A 13,541-nucleotide genomic window follows, 5' to 3' on the forward strand; every position below is an offset into this window, starting at 1 on the left:
CCCGACCGTCGCCGCAGCGTGCAGACGCTCAGTCCACGAGCCGCAGCGCCAGCCGGGGGCAGCCGCGGACGGCAGCGCGCGCGTCGGAGAGCAGCTCCTCGGAGACCTCGCCCGTCACGATGGGGTAGCCCCACTCGTCCAGCTCCACCACCTCGGGCAGCAGCTCGTGGCACAGGCCGCGGGCCTGGCAGGCCGGCCAGTCCACCCGCAGCTGCGCGCTCATCGAGCCACCACGCGACGCGAGGCCGCCCCGCTCGGCAGGGCGAGGCAGGCACCTGCGCGGTGGGCGGCGACCTCCTCGGGCAGCGCACCGAACAGTGATCGGACCAGCCGTACGGTCCCGTCCGGGTGCGCACAGGCCCCGCGTCGCGCGACGAGGCGCGTCAGCTCGTCGATCCGGGCCGCGGCGTCGCGCCCCTGCGCCATCGCTCGTACGGCGACCGCCAGCGCCGGGAGACCGTTGAGGCACGGCCCGCAGCGACCGGCGCTCTGGCCGGCGAGGTAGTCGACGACGGCGCTGGTGAACGCGACCGGGCAGCTCCCCGGGTCGGGAACGTGCACGACGCCGGCGCCCAGCGGCAGACCGACGGCCGCCATCGCCGGCACCGACACCCGGGTCGCGCCGAGCGTCTCCCAGGTGGCCCACGCGCCGTGGAAGCCGCCCACCAGGGCGGGATGCCCGGTCGCGAACGGCGGCAGCACGTCGCGCAGGCGCACGCCGTACGGCACCTCGAGCACCTCGGCGTCGAAGCCGGGGCGCGTGATCGTCAGCAGCGCGGTGCCGGGCTCCTCGGCGGTGCCGTGGGCACGGTAGGTGGCCTCGCCGGCGAGCACCAGGTGTCCGACGTGGGCCCACGTCTCGGCGTTGGACAGGAGCGTCGGGCGACCGCGGTGGCCGGACACCGCCTCCGGCGCCCACGCCGTGACGGGGAGGTTCGGCCGGCCGGCCATCAGCTCGATCACTGCGCGGGCCTGGCCGGCGACGAACCGTGCATCCGCGGTGTGCAGCCGGAACCGCACCCGGTCCTTGCGCTCCGCCACCGCGAGCCGGACCTGTGCCGCGGCGTCCGGGCGGTCCGCCGGCAGGACCAGGTGCACGTCGCGAGAGCCGAGTGCTCGGGCCGTCGCCACGGCACCGTCGAGCACCAGGTGCGGCCGCCCGAGCGCCAACGCGGTGTCCTTGGCGCTCGCCGGCTCGCCCTCGCTGAGGTTGACCACGACCACGGGTCGGCGCCCGGCGGCGGCCCGCAGCTTCGTCGCGAACGGGAAGGCAGCGCCGCCGCGGCCTCGCAGCCCGACGGCGCTTACCCGGCGATCCAGCTCCGCCAGCGGCACGGTCGGAAGAGGCCCGTAGCGGCTCCGGTGCGCCGCCAGCGTCGGGCCCTCGTCGACACCGGCGAGCAACGCCGGACCGCGCTGGATCCGGACCCGGCCCGGCACCGGGACCGGGGACGGTGCGGGCGCGCTCATGCCGGCCCCCGCGCCGTGGTGAGCTCCGGGTGCGCGACGGCACGCGCGATCCGGGCGACCGCAGCCACGCCGACCGCCCCGACGCAGACGGCCGTCGGCAGCACGGCGAGGCCGTCCGGGTGGGCCAGGTCGGTGCCGATCCCGATCGCGTGCGCCACCGAGAGCGCCCAGGCCGCCCAGGCCAGGAGATGCACGGCCCGCCACGAGCGGTGGCCGAGCCGGGTACGCAGCAGGCTGGTCAGGACCACGACCACGATCACGTCGAGGGAGAGCGTGCCGAGGCCGAGCCAGAGCGGGCGGTACGTCGCGCCGTACGGCACCAGCGCCTGCCACCACCGGATGTCGACGTAGGTGTCGATCACCGCCGACGCGACGTGCGCCAGGAGCATCAGCACCGAGAGCAGTGCCAGGTTGCGGTGGAACGTCTGCGTCACGAAGCGCGGCACCCCGCGCCCGGGGCGCCCGCCCATGGCGAGCACGCCGAGCACCACGCTGACGGTGAGCAGGACGAGGAGCACGACACCCGTGCCGCGGTTGAGGTACCAGAGCAGCGGACCGTCGGTCATGCCGCGCTCCTCTCGGCGGGCCAGTTGCCGACGGTCCGCACGGTCCCGTCCGCCGCGACCAGGCGCGCGGCGATGCCGTGCACGTCGAGCCAGCCGGGGGCCTCGTGGCCGAGCACGACCGCCGCCGTGCTGGCGGTGTTGGCCGCCGAGCAGGTCGCGCCGGTCGCGGTCACGCTGCGCCACACCTCGGCGGCCGGCAGGCCGGTCCGCGGGTCGAGCAGGTGGTGCCGCCGTACGCCGGCGCGCGTCCAGCGCCGCACCTGCGTGCTCGACGTCGCCAGCCCGCCGCGGTCGAGCGTCACGACGACGTCCGGGGCCGCGCCGGGTCGCTCCGAGACCGCGACGGGCCAGGGGCCGTCGGCGCCCGCGATCCGCAGGTCGCCGCCGACGCTCACGATCGCCGGCACACCGAGGTCCTTCTCGAAGGCGGCGGCGATGAGGTCCGCCGCCCACGCCTTCCCGGTCGCACCCAGGTCGAGCGAGGAACCCTCGGGGATCCGGACCAGGCCGTCGGGGTCGACCTGCACGTCGTCCCAGGCCGCGAGCGGCGGCGGCGAGGACTCGAGGGACTCCGCGCCGTCGATCTCGACCAGCTCCTGGAAGTCCCGGTCGTAGCCGAGCTCGACCAGCTGGCGGCCGAGCAGCGGGTGCACGAGCCCCCCGGTGGCCCGGGCCGCATCGACCGCGACCTGCACGGCCGCGACCAGCAGCGGGTCGACCTCGACCCAGCGGCCGGGATGGGCGTTCACGCGCGAGAGGTCGGAGTCGGGCCGGAACCGGCTGCACACCTCGTCGACGTCGACGAGCACGCGGGCGGCCAGCCGCAGCGCGTCACCCAGCGCACCCGGGTCCCGGGTGGCGACGAAGACGGAGGTTCCCAGGGCGGGGAGCTGGGCGGACGTGGCGGTCATCGTCAGGACCCGTGTGTCGGCGCCGGGGGCGGCGGGGGCGGGGGAGCGGCGTGCACAGGGGCGGCCGGGTGCGGCGCCGGAGCCGCAGGAGCCTGGGGAGTGACGGTCCCGCCCTGCCCGAGCGAGGTGCTCGCCGCAGTCACGTAGCGGGTCGTCACCCGGGTCCGGGTCGGTCGATCCTTGAGCACGATCCGGGTGTGGGCGTGCCGGGCGCGCGCCGGGTCGCCGTACTTGGCCTTCCAGGCGGCGTACTGCGCCCGGGCCAGGGCCTTCTGGTCGGCCTTGCGCTGCGCCGCCGCCTGGTCCTGGTGGTGCGCCGCGGTGCCGGCCAGCCAGCCGGTCGCCGTGATCGCCGCGGCAGCAACCGCGGCGGTGGCGCCGGTCACCGCCAGGCGGTACCGGTCGCGGGTGCGAGAGTCGTAGGTCATGGCCAGGAGCATGCGGACCCGACCGGCAAGGCGTCCTCATCGCGCTGTTAAGTCCCTCCTAGGAAGATCCTTGACCCCGACTTGACGGTCTCGCGAGGTCCTCCTATCGAGCCCGGTCGCAGCATCACGGCATGAAGCTGATCACCACCGGGCTCGCCTCGGTCCTGCTCGCCGCCGGCGTCGCCGGCTCCGTCGCGGCCTACCGCAGCCAGTCCGTCCAGGACGTCTCCGTCCCCACGGTCCGCACCACCCACGCGGCGGACCCGGCCGCGTCCGTCGCGGCTGAGCCGCGGCAGCACCGGACCCGCTGGGCTCCGTGCCCCAAGGGCAGCAAGCTCGAGAAGGGCACGTGCGTGACCGACGTCGTGCACACCGTCGTCGTACCCGCGCCGGCCGCGCCGGCGCCGAGCCCCGCGGCCCCTGCGGTCCCGGTCGTCGTTCGTGGCTCCGGCGGTCAGCCCGGCGGGGGAGAGGACGGCGGGCGTGACGACGCCGGCCCGGGTGACGACAGCCCGGGTGACGACGGCCCGGGTGACGACAGCCCGGGTGACGACCACGGTCACGACCAGGACGGGCCCGGCGACGACGACTCGGAGGACGGCTCCGACGACGACTGAGCGGCCCGGATCACTTGCCGGTGAGCGGCATCCGCGCCTCGACCCGTACCCCGCCGGCAGGACCGACCCCCACGGTCAGGTCGCCGCCGCAGCCGCGCGCCGTCCGCGTGGCGATGTCCAGCCCGAGGCCGGTGCTGCCGCTCCGCGCCTGGCGCGGCCGCGCGGCCATGCCCGGCCCCTCGTCGAGGACGGTGAGCACCGCGTGACCGTCGACCTCGCGCAGCTCGACACCCAGCGTCGTGCCCTCGGGCGTGTGGGCGAAGACGTTGTCGACCAGCACGTCGAGCAGGTCCTTGAGGTCGTCTGCTGCGAGGGGTACGTCGAGCGCGCCGTCCGGCAGGTGCACGTCCATCCGGCGGCCCTGGTCCTCGGCCAGCGGTCGCCAGAACTCCACGCGCCGGTGCACCGTCGCGCGGGCGTCGCAGGTCGGGGTGAGATCGGTGCGCACCGGGCGGCGGGCCTCGTGCACGATGGCGTCGATCGTGCGCTGGAGCACCCCGATGTGGGTCTGCAGCCGCTGCGCGAGGTCCGGGTCGTCGACCGCCTCGGCGTCGAGGCGGAGCGCGGTCACCGGCGTCCGCAGGCGGTGGGACAGGTCGCCGACGGCCGCCCGCTCGGTGGCCAGCAGGTCGGTGGTCCGCTCGGCCAGTCCGTTGAGGGCGCGGGCGAGCTCCTGGGTCTCCGCGGGCCCGGCCACCTCCGCGCGCGCGCCGAGCTCGCCCTCGCGCAGGCGGTGCGCCGCTGCGGCCACCTCGCGCAGCGGTTCGCTGACCCGCCGGCCCAACCGCGACGCGATCACCGTCGCCACGAGGAGCAGCAGCAGCCCCAGGCTGATGATCCCGATCCATGCCGCCGCCACGCCACGGTGCAGGTCGGACGGGCTGACCGCCGACCGCACGACCGCGGTTCCGTCCTTCGTGATGACCGGCAGCAGCACGCGGCCGCCGTCGTCGTCCACGACGGTGAACGCGTCGCCCCTGCGGGCCTTCCGCACGTCCGGGTCGTGCCGGAGGTCGGTGCCGCCGCCGAGCTGCCGGCCGTCGGCGGTCAGCACCCCGGTCGTCGGGGTGCCCCGGCTGTCGATGTCCTCGACCAGCTCGCCGAGCTGCGGCTCGTCCCGCACTCCGGCCACCAGGATGGCGACGTTGCGGGCCTCCTGGTCCGCGGCCGCCATCGCCCGGTCCTCCGCGAGGGTGCGCACCAGCAGGCAGAGCGGGACGACGAAGGACACCACGACGGCCGACGTCGTGGCGACGACCAGCCATGAGATCCGCCGCCGCATCAGTCGTCCTCGGCGTCCGGGTCGACCAGGCGCACACCGACCCCGCGGACGCTGAGCAGGTACCGCGGCTGGGCCGCGGACTCGCCGAGCTTGCGCCGCAGCCACGAGAGGTGCACGTCGACGGTGCGGTCGGAGCCGCCGTACGCCTGCTGCCAGACCTCCGCGAGCAGCTCCCGCTTGGTCACCACCTGGCCGCGTCGCGACGCAAGCAGCGCGAGCACGTCGAACTCCTTGCGGCTCAGGTCGAGCGCGCGGCCGTCGACCGAGGCCGTACGGGAGCTCTCGTCGATCCGCAGCCCGCCCACCTGGAGGATCGACGGAGTCAGGTCGCGCCCGGTGCGGCGGAGCACCGCGCGGATCCGCGCCGCGACCTGGTCGGTCCCGAACGGCTTCACGACGTAGTCGTCGGCGCCGCTGTCGAGCGCCTTGATCATCGTCGGGTCGTCGTCCTGGGCGGTGATCACGATGAGCGGTACGTCGCTCGCGGCGCGGATCATCGCGATCAGCGTGAGCCCGTCGACGTCGGGGAGACCCAGGTCGAGCAGGACCACCTGAGGCCGCGCCTGGAGGATCTGCTCGAGCCCCGCGAGGCCGGTCGCGGCGGTCGCGACGGCGTGGCCACGCTCGCGCAGTCCCCGCATGACGGCGCTCCGGATCGCGTCGTCGTCCTCGACCACGAGGATGCTCGTCATGCCCGAACCGTAGACCCAGCCACCGTGCCGCCACCTGCCAGGATGAGGGCATGAGCCGCCCGCGTCTTCTTGCCGCGGCGATCGCGTGGGTGGTCGTCGTCGCGGTCGGCTCGACGGTTGTCTGGGCCGTGATCTCCCGGGCCGGGGACCAGGTCGTCTCGGCGGATCGCGAGGTGCGGACGACGGACGACCGGTCGCCCCGGCACTCGTCGACGAGGTCGTCCCGCCAGCCCTCGCCGTCGGGCGGGCCCTCGAGCTCCACCTCGAGCACCACCTCGAGCAGCACCGCCCCCGCGTCCCCGTCGCCGAGCACTCCTGGGAGCGACGACTCCCACCCCGCTGCGCCGCCGCCGGCCCAGCGCCGGACCTGGCAGGGCCAGGCCGGCCTCCTGGTCGCCGAGTGCCGGGGGACGGCGATCTCGCTGGTGTCCACGCAGCCGAACGTCGGATTCCACGCCGAGCTCAAGAAGCCCGGCCCCGAGGAGCTCGAGGTCGAGTTCGACGGGAGGGAGGACGAGACCGGCACCACCGTGACGGTCACCGCGCACTGCGCCGGAGGTACGCCCGCGTTCGCGACCCGGCAGGAGACCGACGGGCAGGACGACTGAGGGTCGTCGCCCTGAGCGCAGGGAGATCGCCCGAGCGGCTACGTTCGAGGGATGAAGGACGACATCGGGCCGTTCGACGTACGCCGTGCCGGGGTGCTCCTGCACGTGACCTCGCTGCCGGGCGGCGACCTGGGCGAGGAGGCGTACCGCTTCGTCGACTTCCTCGCCGCCGCCGGTTGCACGGTGTGGCAGGTGCTGCCGCTGGTACCGACCCACGACGACGACGGGTCGCCGTACAACGCGCTCTCGTCGATGGCCGGCAACCCCGACCTGGTCGACCGCGACACCTGGCCGGTGGAGAAACCAGCCGACTCGGGGGAGCTCGCGCGGTGGTGCGCGGAGCAGGCGGACTGGCTCGACCCCTACGTCGAGTTCACCGCGCTCCGCGAGCTGCACGACGGATCGCCCTGGTTGACCTGGGAGCCGCGCCTGCGGGACCGGGACCCGGAGGCGGTCGCCAGCGCGACGGGATCGGTCGCGGACCGGGTCGAGGAGCTGCGGCTCGAGCAGTGGGTGTTCGCACGCCAGTGGGGGCGGCTGCGGGAGTACGCCGCGTCGAAGGACGTGCTGCTGTTCGGGGACCTGCCGATCTTCGTGTCGCTCGACAGCGCCGACGTCTGGGCGCACCGCGCGCTGTTCCAGCTCGACGAGGACGGCCGGCCGATCACCGTGACCGGCTGCCCGCCGGACTACTTCGCCGAGGACGGGCAGCGGTGGAACAACCCGCACTACGACTGGGAGGCCATGGCGGCCGACGGGTTCGCGTGGTGGCGCGCGCGGATCGCCCGGCAGCGCGAGCTCTTCGACCTGGTGCGGATCGACCACTTCCGCGGCTTCGAGGCCGCGTGGCACGTCCCCGTGGAGGCGCCCACCGCCCGTGACGGCGAGTGGGTGAAGGCACCGGGCAAGGAGGTGCTCGCCGCGCTCGTCGAGGCCGCCGGCCCGGGCTCGCTGGTCGCGGAGGACCTCGGCGTCATCACGCCGGAGGTCGACGCGCTGCGGACGGCGTACCGGCTTCCCGGGATGAAGGTGCTCCAGTTCGCGTTCGACGGCGACCCCGACAACCCCCACCTGCCGGCCCAGCACGACGAGCTGAGCGTGGTCTACACCGGCACCCACGACAACGACACCACCGTGGGCTGGTGGGACGGTCTCGACGAGGACGCGCGGCAGCAGGTGCTCGAACTGACGGCTCGAGGTGCTCCAAGTGAGGGTTCGACGGGGATGCCGTGGGCGCTGATCCGGCTGGCGCTGTCGTCGCGGGCGCGGCTCGCGGTCATCCCCGCCCAGGACCTGCTCGGGCTCGGCAACGAGGCGCGGATGAACACGCCCGGCACCGACGAGGGGAACTGGGGCTGGCAGGCGCCGGCCGGTGCGTTCGGAGCAGACCTGGCCGAACGAGTGCGGTCGCTGGTCGTCGAGACCGGTCGCACCGGGTCGAACGGGGGGTGACTCCAGCAGACTTCCTACTTAGGCTCCGAGGGGAGGGGCCCTCGGCGTGAGCCGGGGGCGGAGGGGAAGTCATGACTGGAGACTCGGCTCGGTCAGCCCGCAAGCTGCGGGAGAAGACGGACGGCGAGCGGCAGACGGCGGAGGCGCTCGAGCACCTGCCGCACGGTGAGTGGGACGTGTTCCACGACGTCCGCTGGTCCGGGCGGCGGTACGCCGACATCGACCACATCGTCGTCGGACCACCCGGGGTGTTCGTGATCTCCTCGAAGAGCTGGTCCGGCCAGATCGCCGTGCACAACGGCGTCGTGCGGCAGAGCGGGCGGCGCCGGGACGCGGCCGCGATCGCGGCGGTCGAGGCGGCTTACGCCGTCGCTCAACTGGTCCCCGACATCTCGCCGACCCACGTCCACGGCGTGCTGTGCTTCGGCGGCGAGCACCACGTGACCGCGTGGTCGCACAGCCCGATGCTCTGCTCCACCCGCAACATCGCGACGATGCTGGCGTCGCGGCCGCCGGTGATGATGCAGGCCGCGCGCGAGGACGTCGTACGTCAGCTGCGCGAGCAGGTCGCCAAGCCGACGCCGGTCCCGCCCCGGGGTGCGGCGTCGGGCTCGCGCTCGCGGGCGAAGCAGACGTTCATCGCCTCGCTCGTCGGTGGCGCGGTGGCGGCCGGTGCGCTCGTCGTGATCACCCACCCCGAGATCCCCGACAAGGTAGGCGACCTGGTCGTCGGCATCATCGGCTCCGACGATCCGCCCCAGAAGCATCCGCACGGAAAGCGGTGAGCGGAGAGCGGGGGCTCGCGGCCGCGGGCGTGGAGGTCGCGCTGGGCGCGGCGGCCCAGCGATTCAGCGCGGAATCATCCTCGGGGCTGAGTGCGCTTGCGGCGGCGCAGGCCGGAGTCGATGAGGCGGCGGACGAGGACCCGGCTGGAGACGGGGAGGGCGCCGGCGGCGACGGCGGCGTCGTAGAGCTCCGCCGGGACGTCGTAGTGGTCGCGCTCGAACGCCCGCGGCGGTACGCCGAGCGCGCCGGCGAAGGCGTGCAGCTCGTCGTACGAGGTGTCCGACGCGAGGTGCGACCACATCCGCCCACGGGACGGCACGAGCGGCGGGTCGATCAGCACGGTCACCGGAACATTGTGCGGACCACCCGCGCCGGGCACTAGGTTCCGGGCCATGGACGTCCTCCGCACGTCGGACGCGCGCTTCGCCGGCCTCCCCGGCTATCCGTTCGCACCGAACTACGTCGACGTGGCCGCCTCGGACACCGAGCCGCTGCGGATGCACTACGTCGACGAGGGTCCGCGCGACGGGCGACCGGTCGTGCTCCTGCACGGCGAGCCGACGTGGAGCTACCTCTACCGCACGATGATCCCGCCGCTCGTCGACGCGGGCTACCGCGTGCTCGCGCCCGACCTGATCGGGTTCGGCAAGTCCGACAAGCCGACGCGCCCCGACGACTACACCTACCTGCGCCACGTCGAGTGGGTCACCGCGTGGTTCGAGGCGCTCGACCTGACCGACGTGACCGCGTTCGTCCAGGACTGGGGCTCGCTGATCGGGCTGCGGATCGCGGCTGAGCAGGAGCACCGGTTCAGCCGGATGGTCGTGGGCAACGGCTTCCTCCCCACCGCCGACAGAGGTACGCCGCCCGCGTTCCGGATCTGGCGCGCGTTCGCCCGCTACACCCCGGTGTTCTCGTGCGGCTTCATCGTCGGCAGGGGCACGGTGACGAAGGTGCCGCGCGCGGTGCGGGTGGCCTACGACGCGCCGTACCCCTCCTCGAAGTACCTCGCCGGCGCCCGCCAGTTCCCGAACCTCGTCCCGACCGAGCCGGACGACCCGGCGGTGCCGGCCAACCGCGCCGCGTGGGCGGCGCTCGGGCGCTGGGAGAAGCCGTTCCTCTGCCTGTTCGGCGCCAATGACCCCATCCTCGGCAAGGCCGACAAGCCGCTCATCGCCCACGTCCCCGGCGCCGCCGGCCAGCCGCACGACCGGATCCGCGCCGGCCACTTCCTCCAGGAGGACGCCGGCCCCGAGCTCGCCCGGCGGATCATCGCGTGGGAGGCGTAGGCGCGGCCGCGTTCTTCCGCCGCAGCTTCCCCTGCAGCCACTTGAACGTCAGGAAGGAGAACGGCAGGCCGAGCGCGATCAGGATCAGCGGCAGCCCCAGCGACCGGCTGTAGAGCACGCCGTCCCGCTCCGTCGCGACGACCGTCTTCCCTACCTCGTTGTCGCCCGAGGCCTCGATCGGACCGGTCTTCTCGACGCCGTCCTCGGTCCAGCGCGCCGTGCAGTACTGCGAGTACTGCCGGTAACCCGCATCGGTGTCGCAGCTGATGACCGTGGCCTCGATCCGGTCTCCGAGCTGGCGCTGCGCCAGCAGCCAGACGCCCGAGCCGATCAGCACGACCGGGAGCAGCAGGATGACGGCGACGAGCAGGCCGATGAGGATCCGCATCGGCAGCGACTCCGGTGGACGGGTCGGCTCCGTCATGCGCCCAGCGTGGCACCCATCCGGGGACCCTGGTCACGAATGACTAGACCGGCGGTCCGATCTGTCGGTGTTGGGCGATTCCTCCCCACGCGGCCCCCCGGGTCCCTAGCGTCAGCCTTCTTGGCCGTCGCATGCTCCATCACCGCTCTGGGGGCGGGGATGGGGATGCGGCCGGGACTCCTGATGCCGCGTGGCGGCGCAGCCACCACGTGTACCGACTCCGGTTGGCGGCGGTGTTGGTGACCAGGATGACCGCCAGCCCGATCACGGAGTAGAGCCCGAGCACCACGAACGGCCCGGCCGTCGACGCGTCCGGGAAGTACGTCGCGTCGCGGGCTACCGTCGCACCCGCGCCCGGAGGCAGCAGCTGGCCGATCGCCTTCCCGAGCGTCGGCAGCATCTCCGGCACGATCGAGGAGCCGGAGATGACCAGGCCCACGGTGAAGTAGAGCCCGCCGACCAGCGAGCCGACGGGCCCGAACAGCGCCACGCACGCGGCGGTCGACGCGGTCACCGCCAGCGAGATCAGCGCCAGGCCGCCGAACAAGGTCAGGTGGTGGGCGTCATCGCCCACCCCGAAGACGGCCATCGCGACCAGCGCGACCGCGCCCGAGCCGAGGGCATAGACCACGAGCAGCGATGCGTGCCCGGCGCCGCGCTTCGGCGACCGCTGGGTCAGCCGCCCGAGCCGGCCGAGCGCGAGAGACGCGATCGAGCCGCCCAGGCAGAGTGCCTGGATCACGAAGCCCAGCGAGCTGCCGGCCGAGTCGTCGGCGGGCAGCGGCACCACGTCCTTGACCGCCGGCGGTGCCGCGAGCCGGGCCGCGGTCGCGGCCGGCACGGGGCTGCCCGCCGCGACGATCTGCTTGACCTGCTTGCCGAGCTCCTGCTCGTAGGCCTCGGTGAACGACCTGCGGAACAGGTTCGCGACCGACGGCCCGGCGGCCGAGGCGACGTACAACGTCGGCACCCGGCCCTTGAACACCACGCCGCCGTAGGCGTCGCGCTGCTTGATCGCCTGCACCAGGCCGGCGGCGCCGTCGTATGCCTCGACCTTGAAGTCGCCGCCCTGCTCGAGCCGGTCGGTCACCTGCGCCTGCTGCTGGGCGCTGCCGACCACCCCGACCGGAAGGTCGTGCGGCTGGGGCGAGTGAGCCATCGCGAGGTAGTAGACGCCGAGGACGAGCTGTACGCCGATCCCCACGGCGGCGATGATCAGGCCGTACCTGGAGATCGTCCTCGCGTCGGGTGCTTCCGTCGACGTGTGCGCCATGGCGGACAGCATGGCGGGGCCGGATGGCGGTCGCCAGACCTGCCCGGCCCTCGGAGCCCTGTCGCCGCCGCCGAATCATCACGGTATGCAGGCGAATCGGCACTTCCCGGGCGGAACCCCGCGGGGGAAGCGCACACTCACCCGCATACCGTGATGATTCGGCGGACCCGCCCCGGCCCTCGGAGCCTCTAGCCGAGGAGCCCGCTGGGGTCGTCCGGTACGTCGACGGCGTTCTCGCGCAGCACCTCGAGCGGGATCACCTCGAGCGCCCGCTCGTTGGTGGACGCGAGCACGACGGGCGCGGCGAGGCCCTCGGCGTACGACTGCAGCCAGCGGACCGCCACCACGCACCAGCGGTCGCCCGGCCGCAGTCCCGGGAACTGCCACTCGGGGTGCGGGGTCGAGAGGTCGTTGCCGATCGCCTGCTGGTGGGCCAGGAACTCGTCGGTCATCACCGCGCACACGGCGTGCAGTCCCCGGTCCTCCGGTCCGCACGAGCAGCTGCCGTCGCGGTAGAAGCCGGTGACCGGGTCGATGCCGCAGGGCTCCAGGTCGCCCCCGAGGACGTTGCGCTCGCTCACCTGGCCACCCGTCTCATCCGCAGTTGTCGCAGATGCCGGTCGCGGGCAGGGCCATGAAGCAGGTCGGGCACACCTTGACCGCCGGCTCGGCGGGGCGGGCCGGCGCCTTGGGTGCGCGCGGCGCTCGGGGGGTCGTCGACCGTCGCGCGACGGGAGCCCGTGAGACGACCGGCTCGACCACGGGCGGAGGCGGCGGCACCCAGCCCGGCGGCTCGGGGTTCTCCAGCCCGAGCCCGGCCAGCACCTCGCGGGCGGCGTCGGTCGGGCGGTGCTTGGGCTTGGTGACGATGTCGTGGGGCGAGGCCCCGCCCTCGAGGAACGTCTGCGCGGCCGGGCCCATCTTGGGAGGCAGCCGACGGTGCCGCCACCGGGGCGGCGCGGTGCCGCGCTGGGTGATCGTCACCAGGTCGGGGCGGCTCCAGGCGACGAGGGTCCAGTCGTTCTGCGCGCTGATCGCCCAGATCACGCCCGGGCCGTCGGCCAGCTCGCCGGCGGCCTGCAGGGCGATCCGCTCGGGGTTGAGGAACCTGCCCTCGACCAGGAGGGTGCCCTCCTGGGGCCGCTCGACCTTGTAGCCCTCGTTGCGCAACGTGAAGGCGAGGTCCGCGTAGGGGTCCTCGGTCGGCTCGGCGTCTTCCATCGCCTCCTGACTCTACGTGGTCGGTTCCAGACTCGGAATGCCAGGAGGGGGTACCTGCTGGTCATGACGCAACACGTAGCGACAGACCGCACGACCACCACCACGCTCCTGCAGAAGGCGGCCCTGGCCGTCGCTGCCACGTTCGCTCTCGTCGGCGTGCTCGGGTTCATCCCGGGCATCACGACCGACTACGGCCAGATGAAGGTGCTCGGTGACGAGTCGGGTGCCGAGCTGCTCGGCGTCTTCGGTGTCTCGGTGCTGCACAACATCGTGCACCTGCTCTTCGCGGTCGCCGGCTTCCTGATGGCCCGGACCTGGCAGGGCGCTCGCACGTTCCTGATCGGCGGAGGCGCCGTCTACCTGGTGCTGACGCTGTACGGCGCCGTCATCGACCTGTCGAGCAACGCCAACTTCGTGCCGTTCAACGTGGCCGACAACTGGCTGCACCTGGTCCTCGGGCTCGGCATGATCGGCCTCGGGCTCGCCCTCGGCCGTCAGGCACACGACTCCCGCATCTGACCC

Annotated in this window: 18 protein-coding genes; 6 read left to right on the plus strand and 12 right to left on the minus strand. The window is 73.8% G+C overall.

The features are described 5' to 3' along the window. Positions 1 to 28 precede the first annotated feature (28 nt). The 5 genes from ABD709_RS00970 to ABD709_RS00990 are packed head-to-tail and all read right to left on the minus strand — an operon-like array spanning position 29 to position 3,375. Positions 29 to 223 (minus strand): ferredoxin, encoded by a 195-nt coding sequence (locus ABD709_RS00970; RefSeq protein WP_344771899.1) that lies wholly within the window; start codon positions 221 to 223, stop codon positions 29 to 31. Then, on the minus strand, positions 220 to 1,470 hold the full coding sequence (locus tag ABD709_RS00975; protein ID WP_344771900.1) for an NADH-ubiquinone oxidoreductase-F iron-sulfur binding region domain-containing protein: 1,251 nt from the start codon (positions 1,468 to 1,470) through the stop codon (positions 220 to 222). Before ABD709_RS00975 ends, ABD709_RS00970 begins: the two co-directional genes overlap by 4 nt. Beyond that, positions 1,467 to 2,036 carry a ferric reductase-like transmembrane domain-containing protein gene (locus ABD709_RS00980; protein WP_344771901.1) on the minus strand — a complete coding sequence of 190 codons (570 nt, stop codon included), beginning with the start codon at positions 2,034 to 2,036 and terminating at the stop codon, positions 1,467 to 1,469. Before ABD709_RS00980 ends, ABD709_RS00975 begins: the two co-directional genes overlap by 4 nt. Further along, positions 2,033 to 2,947 carry an FAD:protein FMN transferase gene (locus ABD709_RS00985; protein ID WP_344771902.1) on the minus strand — a complete coding sequence of 305 codons (915 nt, stop codon included), beginning with the start codon at positions 2,945 to 2,947 and terminating at the stop codon, positions 2,033 to 2,035. The genes ABD709_RS00980 and ABD709_RS00985 overlap by 4 nt, the downstream gene beginning before the upstream one ends. Before the next feature lie 2 nt (positions 2,948 to 2,949). Further along, positions 2,950 to 3,375: a hypothetical protein gene (locus ABD709_RS00990; RefSeq protein ID WP_344771903.1), complete on the minus strand. Its 426-nt coding sequence runs from the start codon at positions 3,373 to 3,375 to the stop codon at positions 2,950 to 2,952. Between the two features lie 131 nt (positions 3,376 to 3,506). Between ABD709_RS00990 and ABD709_RS00995 the strand changes: the two genes are divergently transcribed. Continuing rightward, positions 3,507 to 3,992, plus strand: coding sequence for a hypothetical protein (locus ABD709_RS00995; RefSeq protein ID WP_344771904.1), 486 nt, complete (start codon positions 3,507 to 3,509; stop codon positions 3,990 to 3,992). Between the two features lie 10 nt (positions 3,993 to 4,002). Here ABD709_RS00995 and ABD709_RS01000 read toward each other — a convergent pair whose 3' ends face one another. Next, positions 4,003 to 5,274 (minus strand): sensor histidine kinase, encoded by a 1,272-nt coding sequence (locus ABD709_RS01000; RefSeq protein ID WP_344771905.1) that lies wholly within the window; start codon positions 5,272 to 5,274, stop codon positions 4,003 to 4,005. Next, positions 5,274 to 5,966: a response regulator transcription factor gene (locus ABD709_RS01005; protein ID WP_344771906.1), complete on the minus strand. Its 693-nt coding sequence runs from the start codon at positions 5,964 to 5,966 to the stop codon at positions 5,274 to 5,276. The genes ABD709_RS01000 and ABD709_RS01005 overlap by 1 nt, the downstream gene beginning before the upstream one ends. 50 nt (positions 5,967 to 6,016) lie before the next feature. Here ABD709_RS01005 and ABD709_RS01010 point away from each other — a divergent pair, with 50 nt between their 5' ends. The 3 genes from ABD709_RS01010 (at position 6,017) to ABD709_RS01020 (ending at position 8,811) form a co-directional block, all read left to right on the plus strand. After that, positions 6,017 to 6,574 carry a hypothetical protein gene (locus tag ABD709_RS01010; protein WP_344771907.1) on the plus strand — a complete coding sequence of 186 codons (558 nt, stop codon included), beginning with the start codon at positions 6,017 to 6,019 and terminating at the stop codon, positions 6,572 to 6,574. A gap of 51 nt (positions 6,575 to 6,625) precedes the next feature. After that, entirely contained in the window at positions 6,626 to 8,026 is a 1,401-nt protein-coding gene (gene malQ / locus ABD709_RS01015; protein ID WP_344771908.1) for a 4-alpha-glucanotransferase, read from the plus strand. Between the two features lie 71 nt (positions 8,027 to 8,097). Next, on the plus strand, positions 8,098 to 8,811 hold the full coding sequence (locus ABD709_RS01020) for a nuclease-related domain-containing protein (protein WP_344771909.1): 714 nt from the start codon (positions 8,098 to 8,100) through the stop codon (positions 8,809 to 8,811). A 74-nt stretch (positions 8,812 to 8,885) separates the two neighbouring features. Here the strand turns inward: ABD709_RS01020 and ABD709_RS01025 are convergent, their stop codons facing one another. Next, positions 8,886 to 9,158: a DUF4031 domain-containing protein gene (locus tag ABD709_RS01025; protein WP_344771910.1), complete on the minus strand. Its 273-nt coding sequence runs from the start codon at positions 9,156 to 9,158 to the stop codon at positions 8,886 to 8,888. Positions 9,159 to 9,204: 46 nt separating this feature from the next. Between ABD709_RS01025 and ABD709_RS01030 the strand changes: the two genes are divergently transcribed. Next, complete coding sequence (locus tag ABD709_RS01030) at positions 9,205 to 10,101, plus strand: haloalkane dehalogenase (RefSeq protein ID WP_344771911.1); 897 nt, start codon at positions 9,205 to 9,207, stop codon at positions 10,099 to 10,101. Here the strand turns inward: ABD709_RS01030 and ABD709_RS01035 are convergent. The 4 genes from ABD709_RS01035 to ABD709_RS01050 all read right to left on the minus strand — a co-directional run bounded on the left by ABD709_RS01035 (position 10,082) and on the right by ABD709_RS01050 (position 13,019). Beyond that, positions 10,082 to 10,525: a hypothetical protein gene (locus ABD709_RS01035; protein WP_344771912.1), complete on the minus strand. Its 444-nt coding sequence runs from the start codon at positions 10,523 to 10,525 to the stop codon at positions 10,082 to 10,084. The genes ABD709_RS01030 and ABD709_RS01035 overlap by 20 nt on opposite strands. A gap of 139 nt (positions 10,526 to 10,664) precedes the next feature. Next, positions 10,665 to 11,798, minus strand: coding sequence for an ABC transporter permease (locus tag ABD709_RS01040; protein ID WP_344771913.1), 1,134 nt, complete (start codon positions 11,796 to 11,798; stop codon positions 10,665 to 10,667). A gap of 188 nt (positions 11,799 to 11,986) precedes the next feature. After that, positions 11,987 to 12,379 (minus strand): DUF2237 family protein, encoded by a 393-nt coding sequence (locus tag ABD709_RS01045; protein ID WP_344771914.1) that lies wholly within the window; start codon positions 12,377 to 12,379, stop codon positions 11,987 to 11,989. A 13-nt stretch (positions 12,380 to 12,392) separates the two neighbouring features. Further along, entirely contained in the window at positions 12,393 to 13,019 is a 627-nt protein-coding gene (locus tag ABD709_RS01050; RefSeq protein ID WP_344771915.1) for a hypothetical protein, read from the minus strand. Between the two features lie 63 nt (positions 13,020 to 13,082). Between ABD709_RS01050 and ABD709_RS01055 the strand changes: the two genes are divergently transcribed. Then, positions 13,083 to 13,538: a DUF4383 domain-containing protein gene (locus ABD709_RS01055; RefSeq protein WP_344771916.1), complete on the plus strand. Its 456-nt coding sequence runs from the start codon at positions 13,083 to 13,085 to the stop codon at positions 13,536 to 13,538. The last annotated feature ends 3 nt before the right edge of the window (positions 13,539 to 13,541 follow it).

Origin of the sequence: Nocardioides panacisoli, from assembly GCF_039537325.1 — a bacterium.
Classification (GTDB): Bacteria; Actinomycetota; Actinomycetes; order Propionibacteriales; family Nocardioidaceae; genus Nocardioides; species Nocardioides panacisoli.

What these genes read in the sequence shown, in the direction of transcription:
- ABD709_RS00970 (WP_344771899.1), bottom strand. Translation starts at nt 223, where the DNA reads ATGAGCGCGCAGCTGCGGGTGGACTGGCCGGCCTGCCAGGCCCGCGGC.
- ABD709_RS00975 (WP_344771900.1), bottom strand. Translation starts at nt 1,470, where the DNA reads ATGAGCGCGCCCGCACCGTCCCCGGTCCCGGTGCCGGGCCGGGTCCGG.
- ABD709_RS00980 (WP_344771901.1), bottom strand. Translation starts at nt 2,036, where the DNA reads ATGACCGACGGTCCGCTGCTCTGGTACCTCAACCGCGGCACGGGTGTC.
- ABD709_RS00985 (WP_344771902.1), bottom strand. Translation starts at nt 2,947, where the DNA reads ATGACCGCCACGTCCGCCCAGCTCCCCGCCCTGGGAACCTCCGTCTTC.
- ABD709_RS00990 (WP_344771903.1), bottom strand. Translation starts at nt 3,375, where the DNA reads ATGACCTACGACTCTCGCACCCGCGACCGGTACCGCCTGGCGGTGACC.
- ABD709_RS00995 (WP_344771904.1), top strand. Translation starts at nt 3,507, where the DNA reads ATGAAGCTGATCACCACCGGGCTCGCCTCGGTCCTGCTCGCCGCCGGC.
- ABD709_RS01000 (WP_344771905.1), bottom strand. Translation starts at nt 5,274, where the DNA reads ATGCGGCGGCGGATCTCATGGCTGGTCGTCGCCACGACGTCGGCCGTC.
- ABD709_RS01005 (WP_344771906.1), bottom strand. Translation starts at nt 5,966, where the DNA reads ATGACGAGCATCCTCGTGGTCGAGGACGACGACGCGATCCGGAGCGCC.
- ABD709_RS01010 (WP_344771907.1), top strand. Translation starts at nt 6,017, where the DNA reads ATGAGCCGCCCGCGTCTTCTTGCCGCGGCGATCGCGTGGGTGGTCGTC.
- malQ (WP_344771908.1), top strand. Translation starts at nt 6,626, where the DNA reads ATGAAGGACGACATCGGGCCGTTCGACGTACGCCGTGCCGGGGTGCTC.
- ABD709_RS01020 (WP_344771909.1), top strand. Translation starts at nt 8,098, where the DNA reads ATGACTGGAGACTCGGCTCGGTCAGCCCGCAAGCTGCGGGAGAAGACG.
- ABD709_RS01030 (WP_344771911.1), top strand. Translation starts at nt 9,205, where the DNA reads ATGGACGTCCTCCGCACGTCGGACGCGCGCTTCGCCGGCCTCCCCGGC.
- ABD709_RS01035 (WP_344771912.1), bottom strand. Translation starts at nt 10,525, where the DNA reads ATGACGGAGCCGACCCGTCCACCGGAGTCGCTGCCGATGCGGATCCTC.
- ABD709_RS01040 (WP_344771913.1), bottom strand. Translation starts at nt 11,798, where the DNA reads ATGGCGCACACGTCGACGGAAGCACCCGACGCGAGGACGATCTCCAGG.
- ABD709_RS01050 (WP_344771915.1), bottom strand. Translation starts at nt 13,019, where the DNA reads ATGGAAGACGCCGAGCCGACCGAGGACCCCTACGCGGACCTCGCCTTC.
- ABD709_RS01055 (WP_344771916.1), top strand. Translation starts at nt 13,083, where the DNA reads ATGACGCAACACGTAGCGACAGACCGCACGACCACCACCACGCTCCTG.